Source organism: Croceitalea sp. MTPC5 (assembly GCF_036985505.1).
In the GTDB taxonomy this organism is placed as follows: Bacteria; Bacteroidota; Bacteroidia; order Flavobacteriales; family Flavobacteriaceae; genus Croceitalea.
Map to the genome: position 1 here is coordinate 590,008 of NZ_BTGQ01000003.1, position 22,168 is coordinate 612,175.

At 38.9% G+C, this 22,168-nt stretch carries 22 protein-coding genes; 3 read left to right on the forward strand and 19 right to left on the reverse strand.

Translation table 11 applies throughout. The features are described 5' to 3' along the window. Positions 1–24 precede the first annotated feature (24 nt). From AACM45_RS12520 to AACM45_RS12580, 13 genes are all read right to left on the reverse strand, one after another. Positions 25–810, reverse strand: a complete 786-nt coding sequence (locus AACM45_RS12520) for an RluA family pseudouridine synthase (RefSeq protein ID WP_339143078.1) — start codon at positions 808–810, stop codon at positions 25–27. Positions 811–1,101: 291 nt separating this feature from the next. After that, positions 1,102–2,145 carry an alpha/beta hydrolase family protein gene (locus AACM45_RS12525; RefSeq protein WP_339143079.1) on the reverse strand — a complete coding sequence of 348 codons (1,044 nt, stop codon included), beginning with the start codon at positions 2,143–2,145 and terminating at the stop codon, positions 1,102–1,104. A gap of 139 nt (positions 2,146–2,284) precedes the next feature. Beyond that, complete coding sequence (locus AACM45_RS12530) at positions 2,285–3,088, reverse strand: SH3 domain-containing protein (RefSeq protein WP_339143080.1); 804 nt, start codon at positions 3,086–3,088, stop codon at positions 2,285–2,287. Between the two features lie 156 nt (positions 3,089–3,244). Continuing rightward, positions 3,245–4,621: an ankyrin repeat domain-containing protein gene (locus tag AACM45_RS12535; protein ID WP_339143081.1), complete on the reverse strand. Its 1,377-nt coding sequence runs from the start codon at positions 4,619–4,621 to the stop codon at positions 3,245–3,247. Between the two features lie 37 nt (positions 4,622–4,658). Continuing rightward, positions 4,659–5,546: a gliding motility protein GldB-related protein gene (locus tag AACM45_RS12540; protein ID WP_339143082.1), complete on the reverse strand. Its 888-nt coding sequence runs from the start codon at positions 5,544–5,546 to the stop codon at positions 4,659–4,661. An 88-nt stretch (positions 5,547–5,634) separates the two neighbouring features. Continuing rightward, complete coding sequence (locus tag AACM45_RS12545) at positions 5,635–6,696, reverse strand: helix-turn-helix domain-containing protein (protein WP_339143083.1); 1,062 nt, start codon at positions 6,694–6,696, stop codon at positions 5,635–5,637. A gap of 93 nt (positions 6,697–6,789) precedes the next feature. After that, entirely contained in the window at positions 6,790–7,827 is a 1,038-nt protein-coding gene (locus tag AACM45_RS12550) for an adenylate/guanylate cyclase domain-containing protein (RefSeq protein ID WP_339143084.1), read from the reverse strand. Further along, entirely contained in the window at positions 7,820–8,233 is a 414-nt protein-coding gene (locus tag AACM45_RS12555; RefSeq protein ID WP_339143085.1) for a VOC family protein, read from the reverse strand. The genes AACM45_RS12550 and AACM45_RS12555 overlap by 8 nt, the downstream gene beginning before the upstream one ends. 4 nt (positions 8,234–8,237) lie before the next feature. Next, positions 8,238–8,966, reverse strand: a complete 729-nt coding sequence (locus AACM45_RS12560) for a DUF3307 domain-containing protein (RefSeq protein ID WP_339143086.1) — start codon at positions 8,964–8,966, stop codon at positions 8,238–8,240. Then, a complete protein-coding gene (locus tag AACM45_RS12565) occupies positions 8,963–9,568 on the reverse strand; it encodes a transcriptional regulator (RefSeq protein WP_339143087.1) in 606 nt (201 codons plus the stop codon). Before AACM45_RS12565 ends, AACM45_RS12560 begins: the two co-directional genes overlap by 4 nt. Before the next feature lie 466 nt (positions 9,569–10,034). Further along, positions 10,035–10,481 carry a hypothetical protein gene (locus tag AACM45_RS12570; protein ID WP_339143088.1) on the reverse strand — a complete coding sequence of 149 codons (447 nt, stop codon included), beginning with the start codon at positions 10,479–10,481 and terminating at the stop codon, positions 10,035–10,037. A 106-nt stretch (positions 10,482–10,587) separates the two neighbouring features. Continuing rightward, a complete protein-coding gene (locus tag AACM45_RS12575; RefSeq protein ID WP_339143089.1) occupies positions 10,588–10,782 on the reverse strand; it encodes a hypothetical protein in 195 nt (64 codons plus the stop codon). Positions 10,783–10,961: 179 nt separating this feature from the next. After that, complete coding sequence (locus AACM45_RS12580; protein ID WP_339143091.1) at positions 10,962–13,460, reverse strand: zinc-dependent metalloprotease; 2,499 nt, start codon at positions 13,458–13,460, stop codon at positions 10,962–10,964. Positions 13,461–13,726: 266 nt separating this feature from the next. Between AACM45_RS12580 and AACM45_RS12585 the strand changes: the two genes are divergently transcribed. The 3 genes from AACM45_RS12585 (at position 13,727) to AACM45_RS12595 (ending at position 16,059) form a co-directional block, all read left to right on the forward strand. After that, complete coding sequence (locus AACM45_RS12585; RefSeq protein WP_339143092.1) at positions 13,727–14,458, forward strand: hypothetical protein; 732 nt, start codon at positions 13,727–13,729, stop codon at positions 14,456–14,458. A 337-nt stretch (positions 14,459–14,795) separates the two neighbouring features. Further along, positions 14,796–15,095, forward strand: a complete 300-nt coding sequence (locus AACM45_RS12590) for a hypothetical protein (protein WP_339143093.1) — start codon at positions 14,796–14,798, stop codon at positions 15,093–15,095. 217 nt (positions 15,096–15,312) lie between these two features. After that, the gene (locus tag AACM45_RS12595) at positions 15,313–16,059 is read left to right on the forward strand and encodes a leucine-rich repeat domain-containing protein (RefSeq protein ID WP_339143094.1); all 747 of its coding nucleotides are present in this window, start codon (positions 15,313–15,315) and stop codon (positions 16,057–16,059) included. Positions 16,060–16,110: 51 nt separating this feature from the next. Here the strand turns inward: AACM45_RS12595 and AACM45_RS12600 are convergent, their stop codons facing one another. From AACM45_RS12600 to AACM45_RS12625, 6 genes are all read right to left on the reverse strand, one after another. Then, on the reverse strand, positions 16,111–17,541 hold the full coding sequence (locus tag AACM45_RS12600; RefSeq protein ID WP_339143095.1) for an SLC13 family permease: 1,431 nt from the start codon (positions 17,539–17,541) through the stop codon (positions 16,111–16,113). Between the two features lie 68 nt (positions 17,542–17,609). Next, positions 17,610–18,473, reverse strand: a complete 864-nt coding sequence (locus AACM45_RS12605) for an AraC family transcriptional regulator (protein ID WP_339143096.1) — start codon at positions 18,471–18,473, stop codon at positions 17,610–17,612. Positions 18,474–18,485: 12 nt separating this feature from the next. Continuing rightward, positions 18,486–19,541, reverse strand: coding sequence for a flavin monoamine oxidase family protein (locus tag AACM45_RS12610; protein ID WP_339143097.1), 1,056 nt, complete (start codon positions 19,539–19,541; stop codon positions 18,486–18,488). Positions 19,542–19,557: 16 nt separating this feature from the next. After that, positions 19,558–20,304 carry an SDR family NAD(P)-dependent oxidoreductase gene (locus AACM45_RS12615; RefSeq protein ID WP_339143098.1) on the reverse strand — a complete coding sequence of 249 codons (747 nt, stop codon included), beginning with the start codon at positions 20,302–20,304 and terminating at the stop codon, positions 19,558–19,560. 113 nt (positions 20,305–20,417) lie between these two features. Beyond that, the gene (locus tag AACM45_RS12620) at positions 20,418–21,095 is read right to left on the reverse strand and encodes a HupE/UreJ family protein (RefSeq protein ID WP_339143099.1); all 678 of its coding nucleotides are present in this window, start codon (positions 21,093–21,095) and stop codon (positions 20,418–20,420) included. Further along, a complete protein-coding gene (locus AACM45_RS12625) occupies positions 21,085–22,161 on the reverse strand; it encodes a DUF4198 domain-containing protein (protein WP_339143100.1) in 1,077 nt (358 codons plus the stop codon). Before AACM45_RS12625 ends, AACM45_RS12620 begins: the two co-directional genes overlap by 11 nt. Between the last annotated feature and the right edge of the window lie 7 nt (positions 22,162–22,168).

Below are 22,168 nucleotides of genomic sequence, written 5' to 3' on the forward strand. Positions count from 1 at the left end.
GTTTTTTAAAGCCTTTGGGAGAAATTATAAAGTATGGAAAATACGCTTGAACTTTTGCGGAAGGTCGTCTTGTATGAACATTTCCTTATTTGTAAATGGATGTGTAAATTTCAAGGAATGTGCGTGTAAATACAGTCCCTTGCCCTTTAAAATTAAATTTTCGAGACTGTAAGTGGCATCACCTAAAATGGGATTTCCAATACTTTGCAGGTGCTTTCGCAATTGGTGTCTTCTGCCCGTTTGGGGTTTTAGCAATACCAAGTTAAGAAAGCCAAACCGTTCTGAAGGTACCGTTTTTTCAACTTCATAGGTAGATCGTGAAGGTTTTCCGTCAATTGCTGAAATGATTTCACCATTGGGCATAATGGCTTTAATGGTCACCGCATAATAGGTTTTTGTAATCGCTTTTTGCTCAAATAGTCTATTCAGCGCACGAATACTACTACGGGTTTTTCCAATCAATAAAACCCCTGTAGTGGCATAGTCTAACCGATGCACGGGTTGCGGTGTGGTAGCATCAGGTAATGTGCTTTGCCGAAGGCCTTGGGGTAGGGCGTTGGCAATGGTTTTAAGGCGGTTGCCGCTTACCAATATGCCAGCAGGTTTATGAATTGCGGCCAGATGTTCATCTTCATACAATATGGTTATCGGCAAGATCAATTTTGTTGTGCCACCCTCTTCTTCCGGGATGGATAAACATAACTGCTCCCCACCATATAAGATGGTAGCTGTGGTCGCTATAACTCCATTTATGGTCAAATACCCTTTTTTTAGGGCTTTTTTAAGTGCGGATTTTGTAGGTATATCCATAAAGATACCTATACCATATTCTTGAATACGGATGGGAGTGTGGATATCGGGAACGGTATGGGTCTGGTTGAGGTTAATGGTGTTGTTTCGTTAAATTTAAAAAAATGATGGTTATTCCTACAATAAATCCGTCGTTTATTGCATTTTCCATACCTGATTCGCTCGATTCTAAATACCACGGATGTGCCATTTTAGGAACTTTGTTGGAAGATGTCTTAAATTGGTTGGGAAAACTTACGTGATAAAACCCAAAGATTGGGCTACCTTGATATTAAAGGAACCACCCCTATGTTAATTCAGCTCTTTTAACCAATCGGATATTGTTGCTAGATATCCCTCAGGGTGTTCGTAGGGTGATTTTTCATCTTCGAGCTCATAAAAACCACCAGTTTTTGCCTTGAATAGGTTATGATTGGCATTCGGGAAGGTTTTGATGGTCAAATTGGTGTTGGCTCCCAATGTCTTTTCATATAGGGTCTTTGTTCTTCGCCAGTCTACATTTTTATCTTTTTCACCAAAAATGGCTAGTACTGGGCAGTTGACTTGTGAAAGTAAGGCCTCAAAATTAGCAACATAGATTTGTTGTCCCGTAGTTGTATCGAACGACACGTCCATAAATCTTTTTTGGAAGTCTTTGTATTGCTTTTTAGTGATTTGGCGCCCATCATTGAAACGTTGCATAAAACCGTTCTGGCGTAGATGTATGGTAGCGGCTTGGGCAGCTTCAAAAGACCCTCCGGAATGTACGATTCGGTTTCCTTGGGCCCATTCATGCAAGATAAGATCAATGGAATCTTTTGGAAGATCTTCAAGTAATAAATTCTGCTCTAAAAGGTAGTTGAAGTTTTCACGGGCGTAGACCCCTGAGACCGATATCCAAAATTTGATGTCTCCGTACGCATTGATGATTGTTGGATTGACCCATCCGGCACGGCTGATACCCCACAATCCAACGGCATGGGAACCAGGGATATTTTGTTTTTTTAGGGTGTTGATTGCAGCAATGGCTTCTGCTGCGCTATCTTCTATGGATTGGTAATAATCAAAAGCACCCCCACTTTTACCGCAGCCCATTTTATCCCACATTAAAGTACTATATCCAGAGTTACTAAGGGTTTTGCGAATGTCTTTATAATAGTCTTTCGCTACGGCATCGGTCTTTCCAGAACCGTGAATGATAAGTACCAACCCTTTGGTATTGGATTGTGAAGTGCGGTTAAGTACCCCGTCGAGTGTTACGCCTTTATATTCGAACTCAAAAGGTTCATTCTGGGCCTTGACAATGAGATTAAAAGTAGTGATGACCAACAAACAAGAGAAGATATTTTTATTCATGACATGCCGCCTAACAATCAGAAAGATGCATCTTAACTTGTTTTGTTACACTAAATCATTGTCAATACCAAAACCGGGGGTAGTGACGTACCCCCGGTTTTCAGTATTTCAATACCCAAGATTGACCGTTGTAATTCAATCACTGTTTAGCAAGTTTTAAACCCTTGTTTGCCCAGACCAATTCTTTGGTCTCTATGCTTTTCTTTTTCCATAGGGCATTCTCGTCATAGCTTTCGCCAACCTCCTTTTTGTATCGAATTTTGCCTGCTACGCCGTGCGTATCTTCAGGAAATATGAATTCTTCCCAAAAATAGTAGGCTCCGGCGTCTGAGACCTGTGAGATGCGTGCAACCTGATGCAGCTCACCTTCTTGTTGAAATAGGTAGATGCCACCGCCTTCGGCACCGCAGGCTTCAGCTAAGTAATCGACCAATAGGGCGCCCTCGATATTGGGCAATCCTTTGGTGCCTAGATCGGTCAAATAAAATTGACCGTTATGCAACCTGGTCGACTTTTCTTTAAAGGAACCGTCTTCTTGCAGGGTGCGAATGAGTAGGTAATCTTCATCGTTGTTTTTGGCCCTTCCGAAAAGGTGTACTACGTTGTTGATGGTCTTTCTTTCAAGAGCGAGTAGCCCACCCAGAACGTAACCTTTTATCCCCTTGTAATCCACCTTATAAAAATGATGGTCCACACCTTTATAGCGCCATGAGTTTTCATGCTTTTCATGCACGATTACACGACCCCCGATAGCCAAGGTTTTGAGCACCTTGCTTTCGGTCATAGGTGCTTCGCGCAATTGCACGTGGTCACCAAAGAGGTAAACGATTTGTCCGGGATCAAAACCGCAATCTTCATAAATACAATGTGGTTTTTCTTGGGCATTTGCAAATAAACAGATGGTCAGTATGGTAAGGATGGATAACATCTGCTTTGCTTTCATAGTATTAGAATTTAAATGAACGTTGACCAATAGTGGTCACTGTAATAACTACCCTGAAAATGATGGTCATGGCCTTCACAACCGATGAAAAGTATGTTATTCTAGGTCAACTACCGCATTTGTGAAATACTTAACAACGTTGTTTCCACAATGTAATCAGTCTTTCAAGTCTTTAAAGACTGCGGTACTAACCCAATAAATATCTTGCTTACTCGTATAGAAAAGATACTTGCCATCTTCGGTCACAAAGGGACACAATTCATGATATTCCGTATTGACTTTGTCACCCATATTTACCGCTTGCGACCAAGAGCCGTCATCATTTTTAAAACTGATATAGAGATCGCCCCTGCCGAGACCATCGTATCGGGTAGCACAAAAAATCAAATAATCTTCATCAGGGGCGACAAATACATCGGCCTCATAAGCGTCGGTGTTAATGGCATCACCCAAGCGAACTGCTTTTTGAAATTTACCATTGACAAATGTCGAATAGTAAACATCATGGTTTCGGCTATTTTCATCGGTGTAGGCGTCGGTAGAAAAGTACATCGTACCCTGATTGGTAAACGAAATATAATATTCTTCCCCTGCTGTATTGATGTTGGTACCTGCATTGATAGGCTCAGACCAGCCACTTGCTGTTCGGTTCGCGTACCAAATATCAATATCCTTTGATTCCCCTTTACCATCAAGGGCTTGGTTGGAAATAAAGTATAATCGATTCTCATCAGGGGATAAAAACGGGTCGTTGTAGCCATATTGTTCATGGGAAAGTATGGTTTTAGGGGTGGTCCATTGATTATTTCGTAACTCAGCATATCGTATTTCGTTCTTGCCATTGACATCGACACCATAATAAAATTCGGTTCCAGCTTTGTTGAATACGGAACCAAACTCTGATTCTTCGGTAGAAATCACATTGGGGGCGAAAACCTTAGCTACTTTTTCCGGCGGCTTTTGCCCCATATAAGTTCCTTTTAATACAATAGTACGAACCATACTTTCATCAGCACCATTTGCCTTTAGTAGGGCCACTATTTCTGTTGTATTTGTTCTTAGTGCAATTTCTAAAGGAGTACTTCCCCTTTTGTTTTTTAGGTTGATGGGCACACCTGCTTTAATAAGCTTTTCTACGAAAATGGGGTCTTTGTTCAAGATGGCTTTTTCAAACAATAGTGCCCCATATTTACGCTTCCAGGTGCTATCTTTCTCTAGATCTTTCAACGTATTAAAGAATTCCATACGTTGAAATCGAACGGCCATATACAAAGGTGTTGTACCGTCATCATCTTCTAGGTTAAAGGTGATTCCCTTTTTGATGAGCTGTTGAAAGACTTCTTCTTGGTTGCAGGCAACTGCCCAGTGTAATAGCGACCGACCGCGATTATCTTGGGTGTTGATCTCGGTACGCCCTAATAGACTGTCTAAACGGGCCATATTGCCTTGACATGCGGTTCTGTAAATGTTTTGACCATTGCTTGCCAGATACCCTAGCAATAGCAATGCTGTCAAACTAATTTTGAATTTCATTAATGGATGGACTTTTCGTTTATTGATACCCGTAAAGTTACTCTTTACCTTCTAAATACCTTTTTAGGTAACCGCTCTCTTTCAAAAAAACAACAGGGTCTTTAATGTTTAAAATGTCTTGAATTGCCTTTTTTTTGTCTTCTTGTCTATTGAAATAAGCTTCCACAATTTTATAGCCTATCCAATAGCCCATATCTTTTGGTTTTCCATCCGTAGTGTTGCGTTCGTAAAGCCAATCGCCAAAATTATTCGTATTCATGGTCTTAACAAAAGTCTTACAGAGCTCTGACTCGTGGGCATTACCATACTCTTTTAGTGACGCGTTCAAGAGAATACCAGAAGTCAATTCCCCGATAAAATCAGCGGTACCTTCTTTTAGGGTCTGTTGCAATAACGTATTGGGCCCTTCAACGGTTTGCTGAAAATGAATGAGTTCGTGGGCAATAAGGGCATCGATACTGTTGAGGTCTTCAAGAAGCTCGGTTCCAATAAGCAATCCGTTTTCTGAAACCGTACCCCCAGAGCTAAATACCCCTACTACAAAATATACTGGCGGAAAAGTGGTATCAGCATACCAATATTTTAAAGCGGCATAAATAGCCTGTATTCGTTTTTTATATGAAGGTAGGTCTGCGAGAATGGTTCTACATTTTAAATAATCCGTTTTTCGTTGCTGAACACTTTTTAGCATTTCTTCAGGGGTAAGATACTCCCTAAAAGGACGTAAACCAGGTGAGGCCTTTTCAAGATATTCTTCAAAAGGGTTGCCAGTTACGATTTCCAATTGGTCTAAGGCCTTCCAAAAATTATCAAAATCAGTAGTGACAAATTTAGCATCCAAAGGGTTGGATGAAAAGTTTTCTTGGCCAAGCAGGTTTAGTAGTGCAAAGAGATAGGTTATTGAAAATGCGAGTGTATTTTTCATGATGTTTGTTTTGGTTAAAACACGTAAAAATTCGAAGTTCAATCGCCCAAAAATCGGATTTAGGACGTCCGAAATCATGATATTGGACTTATTTTTTTAAATAATCAGAAGGGTTTTTACCTGTAACTTCCTTGAAGATTTGGTTGAATGATGATTTACTGTTAAACCCAGAATCCATCGCAATTCCGAGAAGATTCTTTTTTCTTTGGCCAGGATCTTGAATACGTGAGATTGCTTCGCTCACCCTATAGCCGTTTACGAAAGAGTTGAAATTGGTATTATGATGAAGATTAATAAGTGCTGAAACATAACGTTCGGGCAGTTTTAAACTATCGGCGACTTGTTTTAAGGATAATTTTTGTTGGGTATGTATTTTATTATGATCGAAAAGACTCCGTAATCGGCCCAACTCTTTTTCGTCATTAAATTGTGGAAAATTTTGGTTGACCAAGCCTTGTTTAGCCAATTTGGGAATGTCTAAAAACGAAGGCTTAAAATAACCTAGATAGCCCAAAATGAAAACAAAAAGAACCAAGATGACCTCTATTATCTTAAATACAGGTACAATATAAAAAGCTTCTAAGGCCCAAAAGAAGGTTGTTAAGCTAAAGAAACCCAAAAAAGCATATAGTTTATATAACCCGTTAAGTGATTGCTTGACATTGTTTTGTAACCGATACAAATCAATACTTAAAAAAATAATAACAACGCCCATTGCTACAACGGGAAGTATCTCAGTGAAGAAGAACCAAAATGGGTTATCAAAAGGATGGTAATTGGAGCTTTGATGCCAATTTGAAAAATAACTAAAGCCCTCTACAACAATCTCAATCAACGCGGGCACAAATAACCATAGCTGTATTCGTTTCAATTGAAATGTTGGGTTCAGATTAGACTTCATGAAAAACCAAAGGGCTGGGGGTATGATAAGATAAGAGCCCAACAACCAGATTGGAAATGTTGAAGGTGAATTGTTCAAATTCATCCGCATTACCCATATGGTAAAAATTTCAATGGTAATTACAGCGGTAATCAGCCCTAAAAAGAAATTGGCATACCTTTTTTTGAAGATACCGGCCAATAATGCCGAACTTAATAAAAAGCCCTGACCAGAAATAATTAATAATATATAGGGTTCAAACTTCTCCATGGACTAAAAAAACAAATAACATTATTTTAAACTAATCGGCTATTGAAAATATGCAACTACAGCTAGCAATAAAGCTAGACAATCCAACTTTCTTCATTTGGAAATTGAATAGATGGTAACTGCCTTTACTTTTCCTTTTAAGGATACCTGTCCTTTTTCAGAAAAAGAAAAGTTGACGGTGCCTACACTATTTTTTAAATCTTCTGATAGTAGAACTTCAGATTTTAAGAAATTGCACTGTCCTTGAATACGGGCTGCAGTATTGATGGTGTCGCCATGATAGGCGATTTCCTTTTTATATTTGCCTACTTCGGTCACGGTCACGATTCCAGAATGCAGCCCAGCTTTAAAAAAAGGAAGACAGCCATACTTTTTTTCGTAGTACCCTCTTTTCTTTTTCAATAGTTCTGAAAAATTATAATAGGCCCATATGCAATTCTGCTTACGTAACCCTTCTTTCAGCGGCCATGTCAATACCGCTTCATCACCTACGTATTGGTAGATTTCAGCATGGTTCTGTTCTACCGCAACACCCAGGTCATTGAAACAATCTTGTATGAGCATGCTATACTTCACGTGTCCTAAACGTTCTGCCAAGGTGGTAGAGGATTGTAGGTCTAAAAACATGAAAATTCGCTCTTCCTCTCGTGGCGTATAGAATTTTCCACGTACCATTTTGGTAAGGTTGCCCTCACCAAGCATCAAGGTAACTTGTCGTAATATGGTCATGAAAAAATCAGTGGCCAGAATATAGAAGTAAATGGCTCCGCTGCCCTCGTCTATGGCAAAGGTGATGATACTGATGTCCGTTCCAAAATAGATTTTATAGACCCAATAGGCGGTAAAAATCATCAGAAGTATAAAACCAATGGCATATAGCGAACGCATGATCAAAAGCTTGCCAATGGTCAGTTTTCGATATAGGTTTTTCTCTACCCAAATTGCGGCAAGGCCAGAGATGATACCGAAGATAGGGCCAAGGGTAATACTGATAAGCATACTTGACTCAAAATCAAATTGAAGTTCACCCAGTTCTTCGGTGCCCACACCACGAATGATGGCTAAGAAAACCATGGAAAAAGTCCACCCGATAATATAAAAACGCAGTATCCTTAAGTTGCGTTTACTCATGATATCCTTTTTCAACCAAACGCTTAGAAATCCACCAGTAATTTCCTTCGGGATCTTTTACTCCGCCTTGACGGTCCCCGTAGTCCATATCAGCAGGTTCAAAAACAACTTCCCCACCGTGCTTAAGGGCATTCTGAAATACTGTATCCACATCGTTCACATAAAGATAAAATGCTGTTCGCATACCTTCAAACTGTTCGCTGGCTTGACTTATCATAAAACAGGCGTCACCTATTTTCAAGATGCAGTTTTGTATAACGCCCGTGTCGCTATTGATGCGGTTTAGTTCATCAGCATAAAAAGCGTGCTTTAAAAAGGTAATTAACCGTTCTGGATCTTCAGTAAAGAGGTACGGACTTACATTGGAGAATCCACTGGGAATATAGGTGTCAAAAATTGCTTTCATGAATTTATAATACCGTGATTAGATAATTGTAGGCCATACCGGCCAAAATGGCAAGGCCAAAACTTAAGAGCGTTCCGATAAGCACATATTCGGTGAGTTTGCGATTTTTACCTTTATTGAGGTCACCAAACCGAAATACTGATTTGGCCGCTATCAATAACCCTATGGCAGCCCATTGTTGTAGTAAAATGAACCCGAAGACGAACAAACGCTCTAACATACCAATATAACGTCCTGCATTTTTTAGGGAACCACCTTCACCGTTTTCAACTTCATCATGGGCCAGTTCTTGTATATAGGGTGCTAGCATCATTTTGATTAAAATCGCCGAAACATAGGTGGTAAAGACAATCAGGCTAACTAATAACAGCATTCGCGGACTCAATAAACCATCCCAATTTATGGTGAAGGGTTGGTAAAAATAGACCAGTAACGCTATAACCAATACGTGCAATAGCTGATCGATCACAAAGAGCCATCTTGCATTTTTTTTGGTGGTCAATACCAATTTTGCAAGATCTATTACATAGTGTGTGACAATGGTGATGCCAACCATCCATAAATAATTGAATTGCAATAGTACTAGAAGCAATACGAGGTGGACACCAATATGGTAGTATAGGTATTTTGATTTGCCCTTATGCTTGAATTTATGAGCCACCCAATGGGAAGGCTGTAACGCAAAATCGGCTATAAAATGGACCAAAATCAGTTTTAAGGCAATTGCAGTCATAATTGGGTCACCTTGGTTTTGTAAAATACCAATAATTGCTGTAATTCGTCATAACCGGCGCGAAGCAATGCCTCACTTATGGTACTTTGCGATTTTTCTAAAATAGGAACCAACTCTTTTTGGCTAGCTTCAGGATTTGCCAAGGTCGTTTTCACTACCCGCGCGGTTGCTGGTAACCAATTGTCTGCGGTCAAAGCCATAAGTTTTAATGATAAATTCAATATTTCGTCAAATTCTAGAGTACTTGATCTTAAGGCCAAGTTGGTCTTTTTTAGATTTTGAAAACATTCTCCTGAACGTACAAAAGCACTACCGTTTGATTCGGTAATCTTTTCAGAATGGTAATCTTTTTCACCTAGGCCTATGGCTATGCGTACATCAACCCCTTTTTTCTGTTTTAGAATGGCTTTTATAAAATAGGCAGCTTCCAAGGCGCGTTCCGGTATGGTTTCCAATTGAAAACTATCTCCTCTGTAAACCTCCCAATGATGAGGTTCTTTTCCGTAAGCATTCAATCCTTCTTTGAGGTATGGAAGCCAAATTTTGGGTGAGGTTTCTCGAGAATTGACGATATCCCCGGTAAGTATGGCGGTGGTAATCATTTGATAAATATCGTATTTTTTACCGATATATTAAAATATCGTCTAAATAAACGATATAATTTAATATCGTTGAAATAAACGATAATTCAAAAAGACAAAAGATTCATGGGTTTCATCTTTTGTTAACTTCTAGGCTACAAGGAAGGCAATCTTGTTTTTCCCTACTGATTTCATGACCCAAATCAAATTCGGGCTTAGCAGTTTTATGACCAAGACATAATGCAATCAATTTAAAACGAAAGCACCTAAAAAAATGAAGCAAAAACACATAAAGTGGCTTTTTGGGAATAGGCGCGAATGGTGATTGTGTAATGGAAGCGTCTGTTTCCTCACTGGATTTACTGTTGTATGGTCATAGCAGTGTCTATGAAAATCGAAGATGACCTGGCAACGTTCACTGTTTGAAGAGTAAAACCCCCTTTTCAGGAATGATCCTGAAAAGGGGGTTTTAAAATCAACAAAAAAACTATCTTCTACTAACTTCTTTCTGCATTCTTTTTTTGCCGTGAGCATATCTTCTTAAGCTCATTTTTTTCCATAGCTGATATTGTTCATCGTTCAATATCTGTTTCAATTTCCCTTGTTGGGCCAATTGTCGGTCTAATTTTGCGTTTTCAAGGGCAAAACGTTCCTCGGCAGTAGGTCTTTTGAAATCTCCTGATTCTCTTTTTGCTTCACGTTCTTCCATTCTTGTTTTTCGAAATTCAGCATTGGTTTTGTTGAATTCCATTACCTGCTGCATTTGTTCTTCCGTCAAATCAAGTGCCAAGGCCATTTTTTTTGTTTGTAAGGTGGCCAATTGTTCTACCGTTAAATCTTTTGCTAGCCTTTCTTTTGGTCCTTTTTGCACCCCACGTTGTGCCAAAGAGGTAAAACCTACCAAAATCGCTAGGGCTAAAACTACTTTCTTCATGATATTTATGTTTTATGATTTACCCATAAGACCTTCATTTTGAAGTAGGGTTTAATGCCGTAAGAAAGTTTGTGAAGCTTTTAACAAAGGAAATAAAAGCAGGTCGCTAATCGTTTACTGTACCCGATTTTTTTGAATCTTGTCGCTCATCTTCAACAGTATCCTCGAATTCCATATCGACTACTGAAGCATTTGTAATTTGATTTTCGAAAGTAAGCTGTTGTTCAAAATTATAATAGAAAACGGCAGTTGCAATAAAACAGCATAACCATATCAGGCTTTTTATTTTGTAGGATTTCATAATTGAAAGATTTGGGATTCTCAATTTACAAAGTATTGTAGTACATTTCTTCAATATGTTGTAAAACCCCAAAAAGTATAGGCGAAGTGCAAATAGCTGTGGTTCAAAAAAAAAGGACAAACCAGTGGTTTGCCCTTTTTTGAATGAAATACCAAATATGGTATTTTGAAGCAGTTACATTATTTTGGATCTAATATCATGTCAATCCTCTCTAAAGCATCTTGTAAGTGGTACCTGCTCATGGTATCCGAAGTTCTCGAAATTCCGGTTCTGATATCACGTTTCAGATTGTTGAGTTCGGCACGTGCTACCGAACGAATATCCGATTGACTGGTATTGATTGCGGTAGACTTACGGTAACCACCAAAATCAGAAAGCTTTCCCTGACTTTCAGCTGTCATCAGATAGTGTAGTCGATCAATATGGGCTTTCTGTAAGTTTCTGCGATACGTATCTATTTTTTTTCCAGAGCGGGTTTCTGACCAAATACCTTTTCTTAAATCCAACATCATATCGACCAATTTGTAAGCATCATCTCCGTTTAGGGTCTCATTCTCAATGATACGGGCCATTTTGCCCAAATGCAATATGGTATTCAAAGTGCGTTCTTGCATGGAACGGATGCGTTCTACAGAACCGGAGTATTGCACTTTATTGAAGATTTCTTGATCCAATAACCACTCGGGGGTTTCGAATAATTGTTCGTGTAAGAACATCAGGCAGTTTTTTTGATGTGCTTTCGGTACATGTGTATAGACCGCACCTTCTTGATCAGCGGTCTTATGGTATTCGTATACGCCACCAATATTATTGGATACATGCCCCATGTAACGACGGAATTGGCCTACTACCTGACCATACATGGTCTCTAGGTTATCATAATCTTCTCCGTCTTCGGTAGTCCATTCCATTAGGTTGGGTACAATTCTTTTTAGGTTTTCAATACCGTATTCACTCGCTTTTATGGCATCATCACCTAAATCTTCCGTTTGCGAGCTCGGGTCATGGATATCACCTATTTGCTGATGCCCGAAACGATACATTGGGTCATCTGCATGTTTCATGATCCATTCATTTAAAATGGGCTTTTCTTCTTTAGCCGATTTGCCTAAAATAGGTCGGTAGCCCCAATTGATGGCATGCTTATCGTAAATACCAATGTTGGGCATCAGTGCAACTCCCTCATCGCCTGGTTGGGCCACATAGTTAAAACGGGCATAGTCCATTATAGAAGGTGCGGTACCATACTTTTGGGTGAATGATTTTGAACGAAGTGAATCAACGGGGTACGCAACGCTACTCCCCATGTTATGTGGCAAACCTAAGGTGTGACCTACCTCATGTGCAGACACAAATCTAATTAACCTACCCATAATCTCATCTTTAAATGCAACACTTCGCGCATCAGGATTGATTGCTGCGGTTTGTACAAAGAACCAATTGCGCAATAAACTCATTACATTATGGTACCAGTTGATATCTGATTCCAATATCTCACCACTACGGGGGTCACTTACATGGGGGCCGTTTGCATTTGGGATTGGAGATGCTAAATACCGTACCACGGAATAACGCACATCTTCAGGGGACCATTCAGGGTCTTCTTCAGGGGTTGGAGGTTCTTTTGCGATAATGGCATTTTTAAAACCCGCGGCCTCAAACGCAACTTGCCAATCTTCAATACCCTGTTTAATGTAAGGCAACCATTTTTTTGGTGTGGCTCGGTCAACGTAATAAACAATGGGTTTCTTAGGTTCTACGAGCTCGCCTGCCTTGAATTTTTCTAGATCCTCATCTTTTACTTCAAGCCTCCATCGGTCCAAATAGGTTATCCTTTTGCTTTCTTGGGCATCCAATCCATAGTCTACTTGCCCTCTGGCAAACCAGCCTACCCGTTCGTCAAAGTAGCGACGTTTCATGGGCTCTTTGGGCAACAATATCATTGAGTTATTGATTTCAATGGAAATTGAACCGAGGCTTCGATTACTCGGTGCCGATTTAGCAGCGTAGGTCTTTACATGCCTCGCTTCTATGTTAAGCGGATAGCTTTTTATACTTTCGATATAGCTTCTATCACTATCCAATCTACTTACTTTGTATCGCGTTCTGTAAAATTCAGGCATTCCCAAAGCATTCACATCTTTGGTGAACAAAGGGTTCACTTCGATTACAGTGGTCGTATTTAAAGAATCCTTTTTATTTATGGCCTTAATATCAAAGGCAAACAATACCGGTTCGAAGTTTGAGTTTACCACAGCTTCGTGTATCGGTAGCGAATCTGCGGCAACGTTACCATATGAGACTACGCGCAGTAAGACCTTTTTCGGTTTTTTTTCCCATCGTAACACCTGGGTATTGATTTTACCGCCTCCGAAACCTATTCCGGTCGCTGTTTTTGAGATTCGTGTCACCATTAACATTTCCCTATTAAAAAGGGAGTCTGATATTTCATAAAAATGTTTGTCATCGACCTTGTGAAGGGTGAACAGTCCTTCATCGGTTTCAGCATCTTTGGTGATTACCTTTTCGTAAGGTTGAATAGCTCCCTTTTTTGGTTTTTGAGCTACGGTCGAGGTACCTTTTTTCTTTTTCTTTTTGAAAAGTTGGGCCTCAGTTGTTTGAAAACTTCCTACCATAATAAGCAGAAATAACCCTTTGCAAATTAGTTTTAGGTTCATTTTGATTGTTTTGGTTTTATGAATGTTGCCAAAGAACTTAAAAATTCTATGAACAAAGTGTTAAAAACGTCATAACCCAAATTTTTTTTCGCAAATATTGAAACCTCTGGGAATATTGCGTTTTACTAATACTTCGGCTTGAATCGCCCAGTATACTTGACATGATGAAATGTATTCTTTTTGTTAAAAATTGAAAAACACTGTAACAATTTAAAATTTACAAAGTCTTATAAGCATATTACATCAATCATCAAATCAATCAAAAAATGAACAAGTTATTAGTAATTTATGGGTGTTTCTTCATGAGTAGTGCACCTGTAGTAGAAGAACAAGTAAGTACGGTAAATGTTTCAAATTTGCAAACTACGCGTACCATTGAGAACAATTTCACGGCGTTGAACATTAACGCTGAAGTTAAAGAAAGTATTCCATTCTATTTTACGGATTTTGAGGCTATCGAACCTGCTGATTTCGATATAAGGGAAATAGAGTTTCTTGAAGTTGAGGAAGAATTGGATTTAGGGTTTGATACCGCCGATTATTTGCCTGAGGACTTTAATCCCTATGAGAGCTATTTCGATTTAAAATCCGTAGCATTTCTTGAAGTGGGGAATGAGCTTGAGTTGGATGTTGATACGGCATCTTATTTACCTGAAGGTTTTGACCCCTACACCGAGATAATCGATATGGGTTCCGTAAATTTTATGGAAGAAGAGGAAGAAGTTGATTTAGGTTTTGATACTTCAGATTACCTTCCCAGAGGTTTCGATCCTTATAAAAGTTATTTCAACATCGAGGATATTCAGTTTATGGATGTTGAATTGGAATATGGTTTCGATATTGAGATTTCAAAATATTTACCAGAAGGCTTTGATGCATATGCCGACGGTTTTGTAAGCAGCAGTATGAATTTCATGGAAGATGATGAAATTGAATTGGGCTTTGATACTTCCCAGTATTTACCCGAAGGCTTTGACCCCTATGCAAGGTCAAACTAGATGGAATGTTTTCATTTTATCAAATTTTTGAGTTAGTTAGTTTTAAATCCCGGTGCATCACCGGGATTTTTAATTCCACCACTTTTGAAGGATTGCATAAATCTCTTAACAAATAAATAACAAAAAATTCGATGAAGTGTATTCGTTAAAAAGCTATTCCAAACTATGTGTATTTGATAAAAAAATCGTTCTAGGGTTTCTATTTCCGCAATAGGACGCATTACATATTGACAATACTTTTCTTACAAAAAAGATTGGACCTGTTAACAAAACCAAAAGACATAATAAAGCTTGAAATCAACAGTTTTACCTTTGCCTTAATAATAAAATGACCGCAATGAAATACAAGAATTTTATATCCATCGCTTTTATAGCATTATTGTTTTTGCCGCTATTGAGCGCCAATACAGAAAACAGAAGTACTCAAAATTTCGATATTAAATCCATTGAATTTATAAAATTGGAACAAGAGGTGAAATTGGATTTTGATACGGCCAAGTATCTACCTGAAAATTTTGATCCTTATGAAAATAAGGTCGCCGTAAAGTCCATTAATTTTTTGGAAGATGAAACCGTGGAATTGGGTTTCGATACAGCTGACTATTTGCCAGAGGGTTTTGATCCCTACATAAAATAGGTTTTAGTCACATATATGGCAATAGTTGAAAAAGCTTCGGTAAACACCGAAGCTTTTTTGATGGTATTTCATCGAAAATATAGGCAAGTAGTAGAAGTCTGATTTTCATTTTAACTATTTTGAGCAGCTAGAATAACCATTACACCACATTTAATTGTATCTAAACGATTGTTTTTTCAAAATTAAATAGTACGTAACCGAATCAAACTTTACGATTATGAAAACTTCAAAATTGACTACCTTCTTTTTAGGGCTCACCTTATTATGTGCCAACTTACTCATTGCCCAAGATGAGGTTAGTAAACGAGAGGTCATAGCCTTACTTGAGATAAAGGCCAAGACGAAAGGGCATCTATGGACCAACCAATGGGATCAGACCAAACCCATAGCTACATGGCATGGAGTTACTTTAAAGGATGGTAAAGTCATCGGTCTGGATTTGTCTAATAATAATCTTCAAGGTCGAATACCAATAACAATAGGTAATCTTAGGTATTTAGAGACCTTAGATCTATCGAATAATGCCCTTAAGGGAAGGATACCAAGACTATTTGGGAAGTTTGATCATTTAAAAAAGATAAACCTTGGAAACAACCAACTTGTTGGTACGATTCCATCGACTATCAATAAATTACGAAATTTACAACAGCTTGACCTGAGCAACAATAAATTAGCAGGCGAGTTACCACCGACGATTAGTGAACTGCCAAAGTTAAATACCTTGGCTTTGGCCAATAACGATTTGATCGGTGCCATACCGGATGGAATGGAGAGATTGAAAAAGTTGAAAAAGCTGTATTTGTCCAATAACGATTTTACGGATATGAATGGCCTACGAACCATTTCAAAACAACAGCTGGTCTTGACAGATGTTCAATTGAAAAATGGAACCGTGCAACCGATTGATTTTTCTGAAACGGATGATGAAGGTTTATCAAAGCTGAGATTTGAAGATAACCAGTAGCAGTTATTGCGCTAACATTATTATAAAGCCCTTTGTTAAGGGCTTTTTATTTTAGAATAATATGGGAATCACAAATTGAAACACCAAAATCAATAACACGACGGCTATGAGGTTCAGTAAGACCCCTGCCCTGGCCATTTGAGGTACTTTTACATAACCACTTGCAAAAACAATGGCATTCGGTGGTGTAGCCATTGGAAGCATAAAGGCACAACTGCTGGCCATGGTTACGGGTATTAAAAGATATAAAATAGGTATTTCAAGCCCAATAGCGATACCGGCTACCACAGGGGCCAAAACAGCCACCAGTGCAACGTTGCTCATTAATTCAGTCATAAAGAGCATCAACAAAATCAATAATGAAGCGGTAAAAAGGATGCTTATTTCACTGTTTGCAATACTAGTTGCCACGATGTCTACAATGCCACTGACAGACATACCTTTTGCTAGTGCCAACCCACCGCCAAAAAGTATGAGAATACCCCAAGCCAATTTTGAAGTATCCTTCCAGTGAATAATGAAATCACCCTTTTTGAGATTATAGGGTAGGGCAAATAATGAAATGGCCGCAAAAATACTGATCATCGTATCAGAAAGGCCCAAAGACGGAAATAGCTGGTTGATAAGGGTCCTGAAAATCCATAAGAACACGGTAACCGCAAAGATGCCCAATACCATTTTTTCTTTTCCTGAAGTAGGTCCGAGTTTCTGTAGTTCTACTTGAATTACCTCTTTTGAGGCATTGAATTTTAAATTTCTATTGGGGAACATCAATTTTACCAAGACAAGGTAGGTAATTGAGATCATTACGACTGAAAAGGGTAGGCCTAAAGCCATCCATTTCAAAAACGAAATTTGAATATTATACTCGTTCTCCAATAGACCGATGAGTACTGAATTTGGTGGTGTGCCAATAACGGTTGCGATGCCACCTGCATTCGCAGAAAAGGCAATACCAAGCATAACGCTGAGCGCAAAATTTTTATCGTTCTTGGTAAACCCATCTTCATCATTGATCAACAAGTTGATAACGCTCAATGCAATAGGTAACATTACCACCGTGCTCGCGGTATTACTGATCCACATACTCAAAGCGGCGGTTGCAATCATAAAACCCAACACCACTTTATTGGGTGTCGTGCCTGTTAGTCTAATGATATTCAATGCGATACGTTTGTGTAAATTCACTTTTTCAAGCGCTAAGGCCATCACAAATCCACCAAAGAACAAGAATACTATCGGGCTACCATAGTTAGCGCCAACATCTGCTATGGGTAATATTTTAAGTAAAGGAAACAGCAAGAGTGGTAATAAGGCAGTGACTGAAATTGAGACCGCCTCAGAAATCCACCAGACCAACATCCATATGGCTACGGCGATTACGGCGTCCCCCATTTCAGAAATCAACTGAAAAGGAAGGTTTATGAGAATCAAAAACAAAATCGGCCCACAAATCAGGCCTATTTTTTTACTAAGCTCCATTCAGATTCTAAACTAGCGTATTTTGAAGGAATATGAAAACTTAAAAATGAACATTTTTAGTGTGCTTTCTAACTACCGTTCCTAAATTTTAACGGGGCCATTTTAAGGTGCCTCTTAAAATACTTAATGAAATAAGAGGGGTCTTCAAAGCCCAACTTAAAAGCAATCTCACTAATTTGTAGCGTTGTGAACTTTACAAGACGTTTTGATTCTAAGACAATTCGCTCAGTAATGAGTTCAGAGGGGGATTTATCCGCTATCGATTTTGTAATCGTATTCAAGGTCTTTGAAGAAATGGCCAGTAAACTGGCATACTCGTTTACGGACATCCCCTTTTTATAATTTACTTCTATAAGCTCTTTAAATTGGTAAAACCGCAATCGGTTCGCAGTATTGGCGTTGATTTTGTCAGGCTGCCTTTTTCGATGTATGCGTTCTAAGCGGATCAAAAAACATTTTAAGAGAAATCGAACCGTATCTTCAAAGCCAAATTCATTTCGGTTCAATAGTTCTTTTTTTATCAGTTCGACATAGGTCTTACCGGTCTCCGCAGCATTTTCCTCTAAGGTATAGCAAGAATTTTCATGGGTTTTGAAGATACTGTACTTTAAAAAAATATCCACTTCGGTATGCATGAAAAAACTATCGTTGAAATGAATGAGCAGACCTTCTGTTTCGTTGAGTTTATCAAATGCATGTACTTGGTCTTTAGCTATCAATATAATGGTATTGACGGTGACCTTATATGTTTTGAAATCGACTAGGTGCGTCCCTTTTGAGTTAAAAAACCAGATAAGTTGATAGTAGCTATGCGAGTGGGGAACAGTTGCTTTATCCCTATTTTTTTGAAGGTAACTTTTGAGGTCATAAATTTCAAACTGAAGTTTCTGGGGTTTAAATTTATGAAGATGATATTGCGCTACTTTTGACATTGTCAACTGCTCTTATGTATGATTTTCAACTTTAGATTTCAGTAAAAGTCTTGCCGCCCTTAAACCACTGTAAATTGCACCGTCAAGATAGCCACCATGGATTGGTGAGGTTTCCGTTCCTGAAAAGAATAGCTTACCGTTCATTTGAAAGTTTCCATATAGTTTGTCGCCGTATTGCGGACTCAAATAAACCGATCTTAAGTCATCAGCTATGGTAAACTGGTCTGCAGACCAATCTTTTTCTTTATAAAAGGTATACTCCCTAACTTCATTACCTAAATGTGTTTCTAAATAGGATAAAATACGTTCTTTTCTCGTTTTGGGATCAACATCACGAAGTCCTTCATTGACAAAACCCATCAATGTGAAAACAGCATTTTCATTATCGCAATGATCGTACAATTCTATGACCGGCCCTATTTGACCTATAACCGTACCAGATAGGTTCTTTTCACGCCAAAAGGGAGTCTTAAAACCAAGGCCGACTTTTATGGCATTGCTCATCCAGGTATGTGTTCGCTTCATCAACGCACTAAGATTTTGAGGCAGTTCAGGAGAGTATGTTATGGTAGCGGCTAATTTTGGCGGAACGGTAACCACTACAAAATCTGTCGTAAAATCACCGGTATCGGCCTCAAGATGAACGCGATTACCTGCTTCACGGATTGAGGTAACCTTTGTATTCAAAAAGATTTTATCTTTTATAGGTTCTGTTAGTTTGTGGATTAAGGCACTGCTCCCCCCAACTATCCGTTTCGCTGCGGATGATTGTTGTTGCGTTTCGAAATAATGGGCAGGTGCCATGGTGCTGTATACCAAAACACTCTGCCCTTTACTATATTGCTCGAACTTTTGAATCTTTAAGGTATAGAGCAGTTGATTCACATTTTCGTGATGCGACTGAAACCATGTGGCCCCAAAATCGATATGGTTTTGGGTGAGGATCCTACCACCCGTTCGGTCTCGCCCCTCTAAGATAATAAAGTCATCTTCACCATTGGCCAAGAGTTCGTTTGCGGTTATCAAACCTGAAAGTCCTGCGCCGATGATGCTGTACTTAGAATGCATTATATTTCGTTTATCTCTAATTTCTGCCTGACATTACACCGCCATCAGTATCCCAAATAGCGCCGGTTACCCAAGAGGCTTTATCCGAAAGTAAGAAAGAAATAGCATTGGCCACATCTTGGGCGCTGCCATTTCGCCCAATCGGATGAAAAGCATGAAAGTTTTGCAAGGCATCATTTGCTTCTTGTTTACCCCCGAAAACACTTTCGTACACCGGTGTTTCGACAACTGCGGGTGAAACGGCGTTGACACGTATTTTATGGTCGGCCAGTTCCATGGCCAAATGTTGGGTAAGACTGTGTAGCCCTGCTTTTTGCATGGAGTAAGCTGAAGATGGGGTTGCTTTTACCGCTTGTTTGGCCCACATAGACCCAACGTTGACTATAGCGCCCCCATTCGTTTCCGCCATTTTTTTGGCGGCGGCTTGTGTGATGAAAAAGAAGCCCCGATTCAAATCCAGATAAGAATCGTAATCGGCTAAAGTATGTTCTAAAAAAGGTTTTGGCCCAAAAATTCCTGAGGCATTGACCAGGTAATCCAAATTGTCCCAATTCCCAATTGTATTCTGTAAAGCATTTACTTGTGCTTTGTCCGTAATGTCTACTTTGTGGGTCGTTAAGTTATCGTTAGCATCACTTTTAAAATTCTCCAGTTTAGAAATGTTGGTGCCAACTACGTGTACTTCAATACCTTCATTCAACAAGTTCTGCGCAGTTGCTTTACCAATACCGCTGCTACCTCCTATAATTAATGCTCTTTTCATTTTGATTTTTTAAAATTATAAAAGCAAAATTAACCTGATGTTGACACGGATTTATGTAATAAAAAGAGAACAAATGGTAATTTTAGGAAAAGATGGCCAATGCACTAAAGCTTTTAATGGCCATTGAAATAACCATACAGCTGATATAAGAAAAGACCCGTGCCAGCGATGATCAAGTAAACATTGGCCGCTTTATAAAAAGCCTTGTAACTTCTTTTAGATTTCCAAAAACTTATTATAAAAACGATAGGGATAAGTGCCAATACCTGCCCAAGTTCTACCCCAATATTAAAGCAGACTATTTTGGATAAAAACTGCGATGTACCTACATCAAAAGATTGTAGACGGGTTGAAAGCCCGAAACCATGAATTAATCCAAAAATCAACACCATCAGCAAAAGATTGGGCGACTTGACTTTTATATATTTTTCAAATCCTCCCAAATTTTCAAATCCTTTGTACAGTACGCTAAGGGCGATTACGGCATCCACTAAATGTTCATTGGCTTTAATGCCCAAATATGTTGCGCCTATAAGTGTAATACTATGCCCTATGGTAAAAACGGTTATGAAACGAACGATATCCTTAAATCCTTTTAAATAAAAGATAACACCGGCCAAGAAGAGTAAATGGTCATAGCCCGTAATCATGTGTTTTGCCCCAACGTAGATATAGGATAGAAGCCCTCCGTTGTTCAGTAGTTCTTGATCACTGGCACTTACTCCGTGTGCGGCAAGAAGCAATGGAAATAAAAGAAGTAATGTGCTAAGCACATATTTTTTACTCCTCATTTTTATTGTTTTTTCTGTTGAACCAAAAAAATAAGACTCCGATTAAAAACAAACTTCCTATTAGCAAGGCATACATTGTATAGTTCGTTCCGTGCTCATGCCCGTGCCCATGCTCATGCGTGTGCGTATCCTCGCCGTGGGCATGGGTTACCTCAAAAGTTAGGGTAGACCAATTGGATTCGTGTGTTAAGCCTTCTTCTTCAGTATTTACAAGATGGATGGTTTGAAAATACCAAATACCATCAGCTGAAAGATGGGCTTTGGCTATACCCTCTGCATTTGTTCTAAGTTTTTGACCTGATGCATGCGTATGTGGTTCTTCACTTTCTTTTGGTTTATGGGAATGTGGTGCGGACTTATCTTTATGCGTATGCGATTTTAAATTATCATGTGAATGTCCATGTTCTTTTTCATCTTCATTGACATTATGGGAGTGGCTATTGCTATGTGCTTTATAATCGGCGTAAACCAATTGATTGGCTAAAGGCTCTCCATTTAATAATAGCTTTACCTCCAAACTATCACCGGTATTCAGGTTATACGGATTTTTTAAGGGAACAAATTCAATGGGATAACCTAAAACAGTTTGCCAATCCTTAGTTTTAACAGCCCCAACTTGGAAAATAGTTTTAACGTGTTTGGAATATTTTTCAATCGCCTTGGAAGCCAAAGCATTATTATTTTTTCGCCATTCCAACATATCATAAATACCTTCATGTTCCAAGTAGTCATTGAAGGCGTCAGCTTCCATTTCAAGAGATCTGGCTTTGGTGGATACTCCCGCAACATACGTTCCGGCATCTCCGGTTTTAAAGTTTAAAAGGGTAATACTATCTTTTTCCGTCCATTGAGATTCGCTAACCTTTGTTCTAACACTATTATTTAAAATGCTCACATCTAGCATTCGATTACGATCTATAACGTTTTCACTTTCTTCAAAAGTACCATTGAAAAGTTGCAACGTTACCGGGGTGTGAGGCTCTAAAAAATAGGAGTCCAACTTTAGGAACATGGTATGGCTACAAAATAAGGCAATGACTATGATTGCGAAGAATATTTTTTTCATTATGCAT

What these genes read in the sequence shown, in the direction of transcription:
- AACM45_RS12595 (WP_339143094.1), top strand. Translation starts at nt 15,313, where the DNA reads ATGAAAACTTCAAAATTGACTACCTTCTTTTTAGGGCTCACCTTATTA.
- AACM45_RS12620 (WP_339143099.1), bottom strand. Translation starts at nt 21,095, where the DNA reads ATGAGGAGTAAAAAATATGTGCTTAGCACATTACTTCTTTTATTTCCA.
- AACM45_RS12555 (WP_339143085.1), bottom strand. Translation starts at nt 8,233, where the DNA reads ATGAAAGCAATTTTTGACACCTATATTCCCAGTGGATTCTCCAATGTA.
- AACM45_RS12605 (WP_339143096.1), bottom strand. Translation starts at nt 18,473, where the DNA reads ATGTCAAAAGTAGCGCAATATCATCTTCATAAATTTAAACCCCAGAAA.
- AACM45_RS12590 (WP_339143093.1), top strand. Translation starts at nt 14,796, where the DNA reads ATGAAATACAAGAATTTTATATCCATCGCTTTTATAGCATTATTGTTT.
- AACM45_RS12545 (WP_339143083.1), bottom strand. Translation starts at nt 6,696, where the DNA reads ATGGAGAAGTTTGAACCCTATATATTATTAATTATTTCTGGTCAGGGC.
- AACM45_RS12540 (WP_339143082.1), bottom strand. Translation starts at nt 5,546, where the DNA reads ATGAAAAATACACTCGCATTTTCAATAACCTATCTCTTTGCACTACTA.
- AACM45_RS12535 (WP_339143081.1), bottom strand. Translation starts at nt 4,621, where the DNA reads ATGAAATTCAAAATTAGTTTGACAGCATTGCTATTGCTAGGGTATCTG.
- AACM45_RS12575 (WP_339143089.1), bottom strand. Translation starts at nt 10,782, where the DNA reads ATGAAATCCTACAAAATAAAAAGCCTGATATGGTTATGCTGTTTTATT.
- AACM45_RS12520 (WP_339143078.1), bottom strand. Translation starts at nt 810, where the DNA reads ATGGATATACCTACAAAATCCGCACTTAAAAAAGCCCTAAAAAAAGGG.
- AACM45_RS12585 (WP_339143092.1), top strand. Translation starts at nt 13,727, where the DNA reads ATGAACAAGTTATTAGTAATTTATGGGTGTTTCTTCATGAGTAGTGCA.
- AACM45_RS12615 (WP_339143098.1), bottom strand. Translation starts at nt 20,304, where the DNA reads ATGAAAAGAGCATTAATTATAGGAGGTAGCAGCGGTATTGGTAAAGCA.
- AACM45_RS12530 (WP_339143080.1), bottom strand. Translation starts at nt 3,088, where the DNA reads ATGAAAGCAAAGCAGATGTTATCCATCCTTACCATACTGACCATCTGT.
- AACM45_RS12560 (WP_339143086.1), bottom strand. Translation starts at nt 8,966, where the DNA reads ATGACTGCAATTGCCTTAAAACTGATTTTGGTCCATTTTATAGCCGAT.
- AACM45_RS12610 (WP_339143097.1), bottom strand. Translation starts at nt 19,541, where the DNA reads ATGCATTCTAAGTACAGCATCATCGGCGCAGGACTTTCAGGTTTGATA.
- AACM45_RS12565 (WP_339143087.1), bottom strand. Translation starts at nt 9,568, where the DNA reads ATGATTACCACCGCCATACTTACCGGGGATATCGTCAATTCTCGAGAA.
- AACM45_RS12525 (WP_339143079.1), bottom strand. Translation starts at nt 2,145, where the DNA reads ATGAATAAAAATATCTTCTCTTGTTTGTTGGTCATCACTACTTTTAAT.
- AACM45_RS12550 (WP_339143084.1), bottom strand. Translation starts at nt 7,827, where the DNA reads ATGAGTAAACGCAACTTAAGGATACTGCGTTTTTATATTATCGGGTGG.
- AACM45_RS12570 (WP_339143088.1), bottom strand. Translation starts at nt 10,481, where the DNA reads ATGAAGAAAGTAGTTTTAGCCCTAGCGATTTTGGTAGGTTTTACCTCT.
- AACM45_RS12600 (WP_339143095.1), bottom strand. Translation starts at nt 17,541, where the DNA reads ATGGAGCTTAGTAAAAAAATAGGCCTGATTTGTGGGCCGATTTTGTTT.
- AACM45_RS12580 (WP_339143091.1), bottom strand. Translation starts at nt 13,460, where the DNA reads ATGAACCTAAAACTAATTTGCAAAGGGTTATTTCTGCTTATTATGGTA.
- AACM45_RS12625 (WP_339143100.1), bottom strand. Translation starts at nt 22,161, where the DNA reads ATGAAAAAAATATTCTTCGCAATCATAGTCATTGCCTTATTTTGTAGC.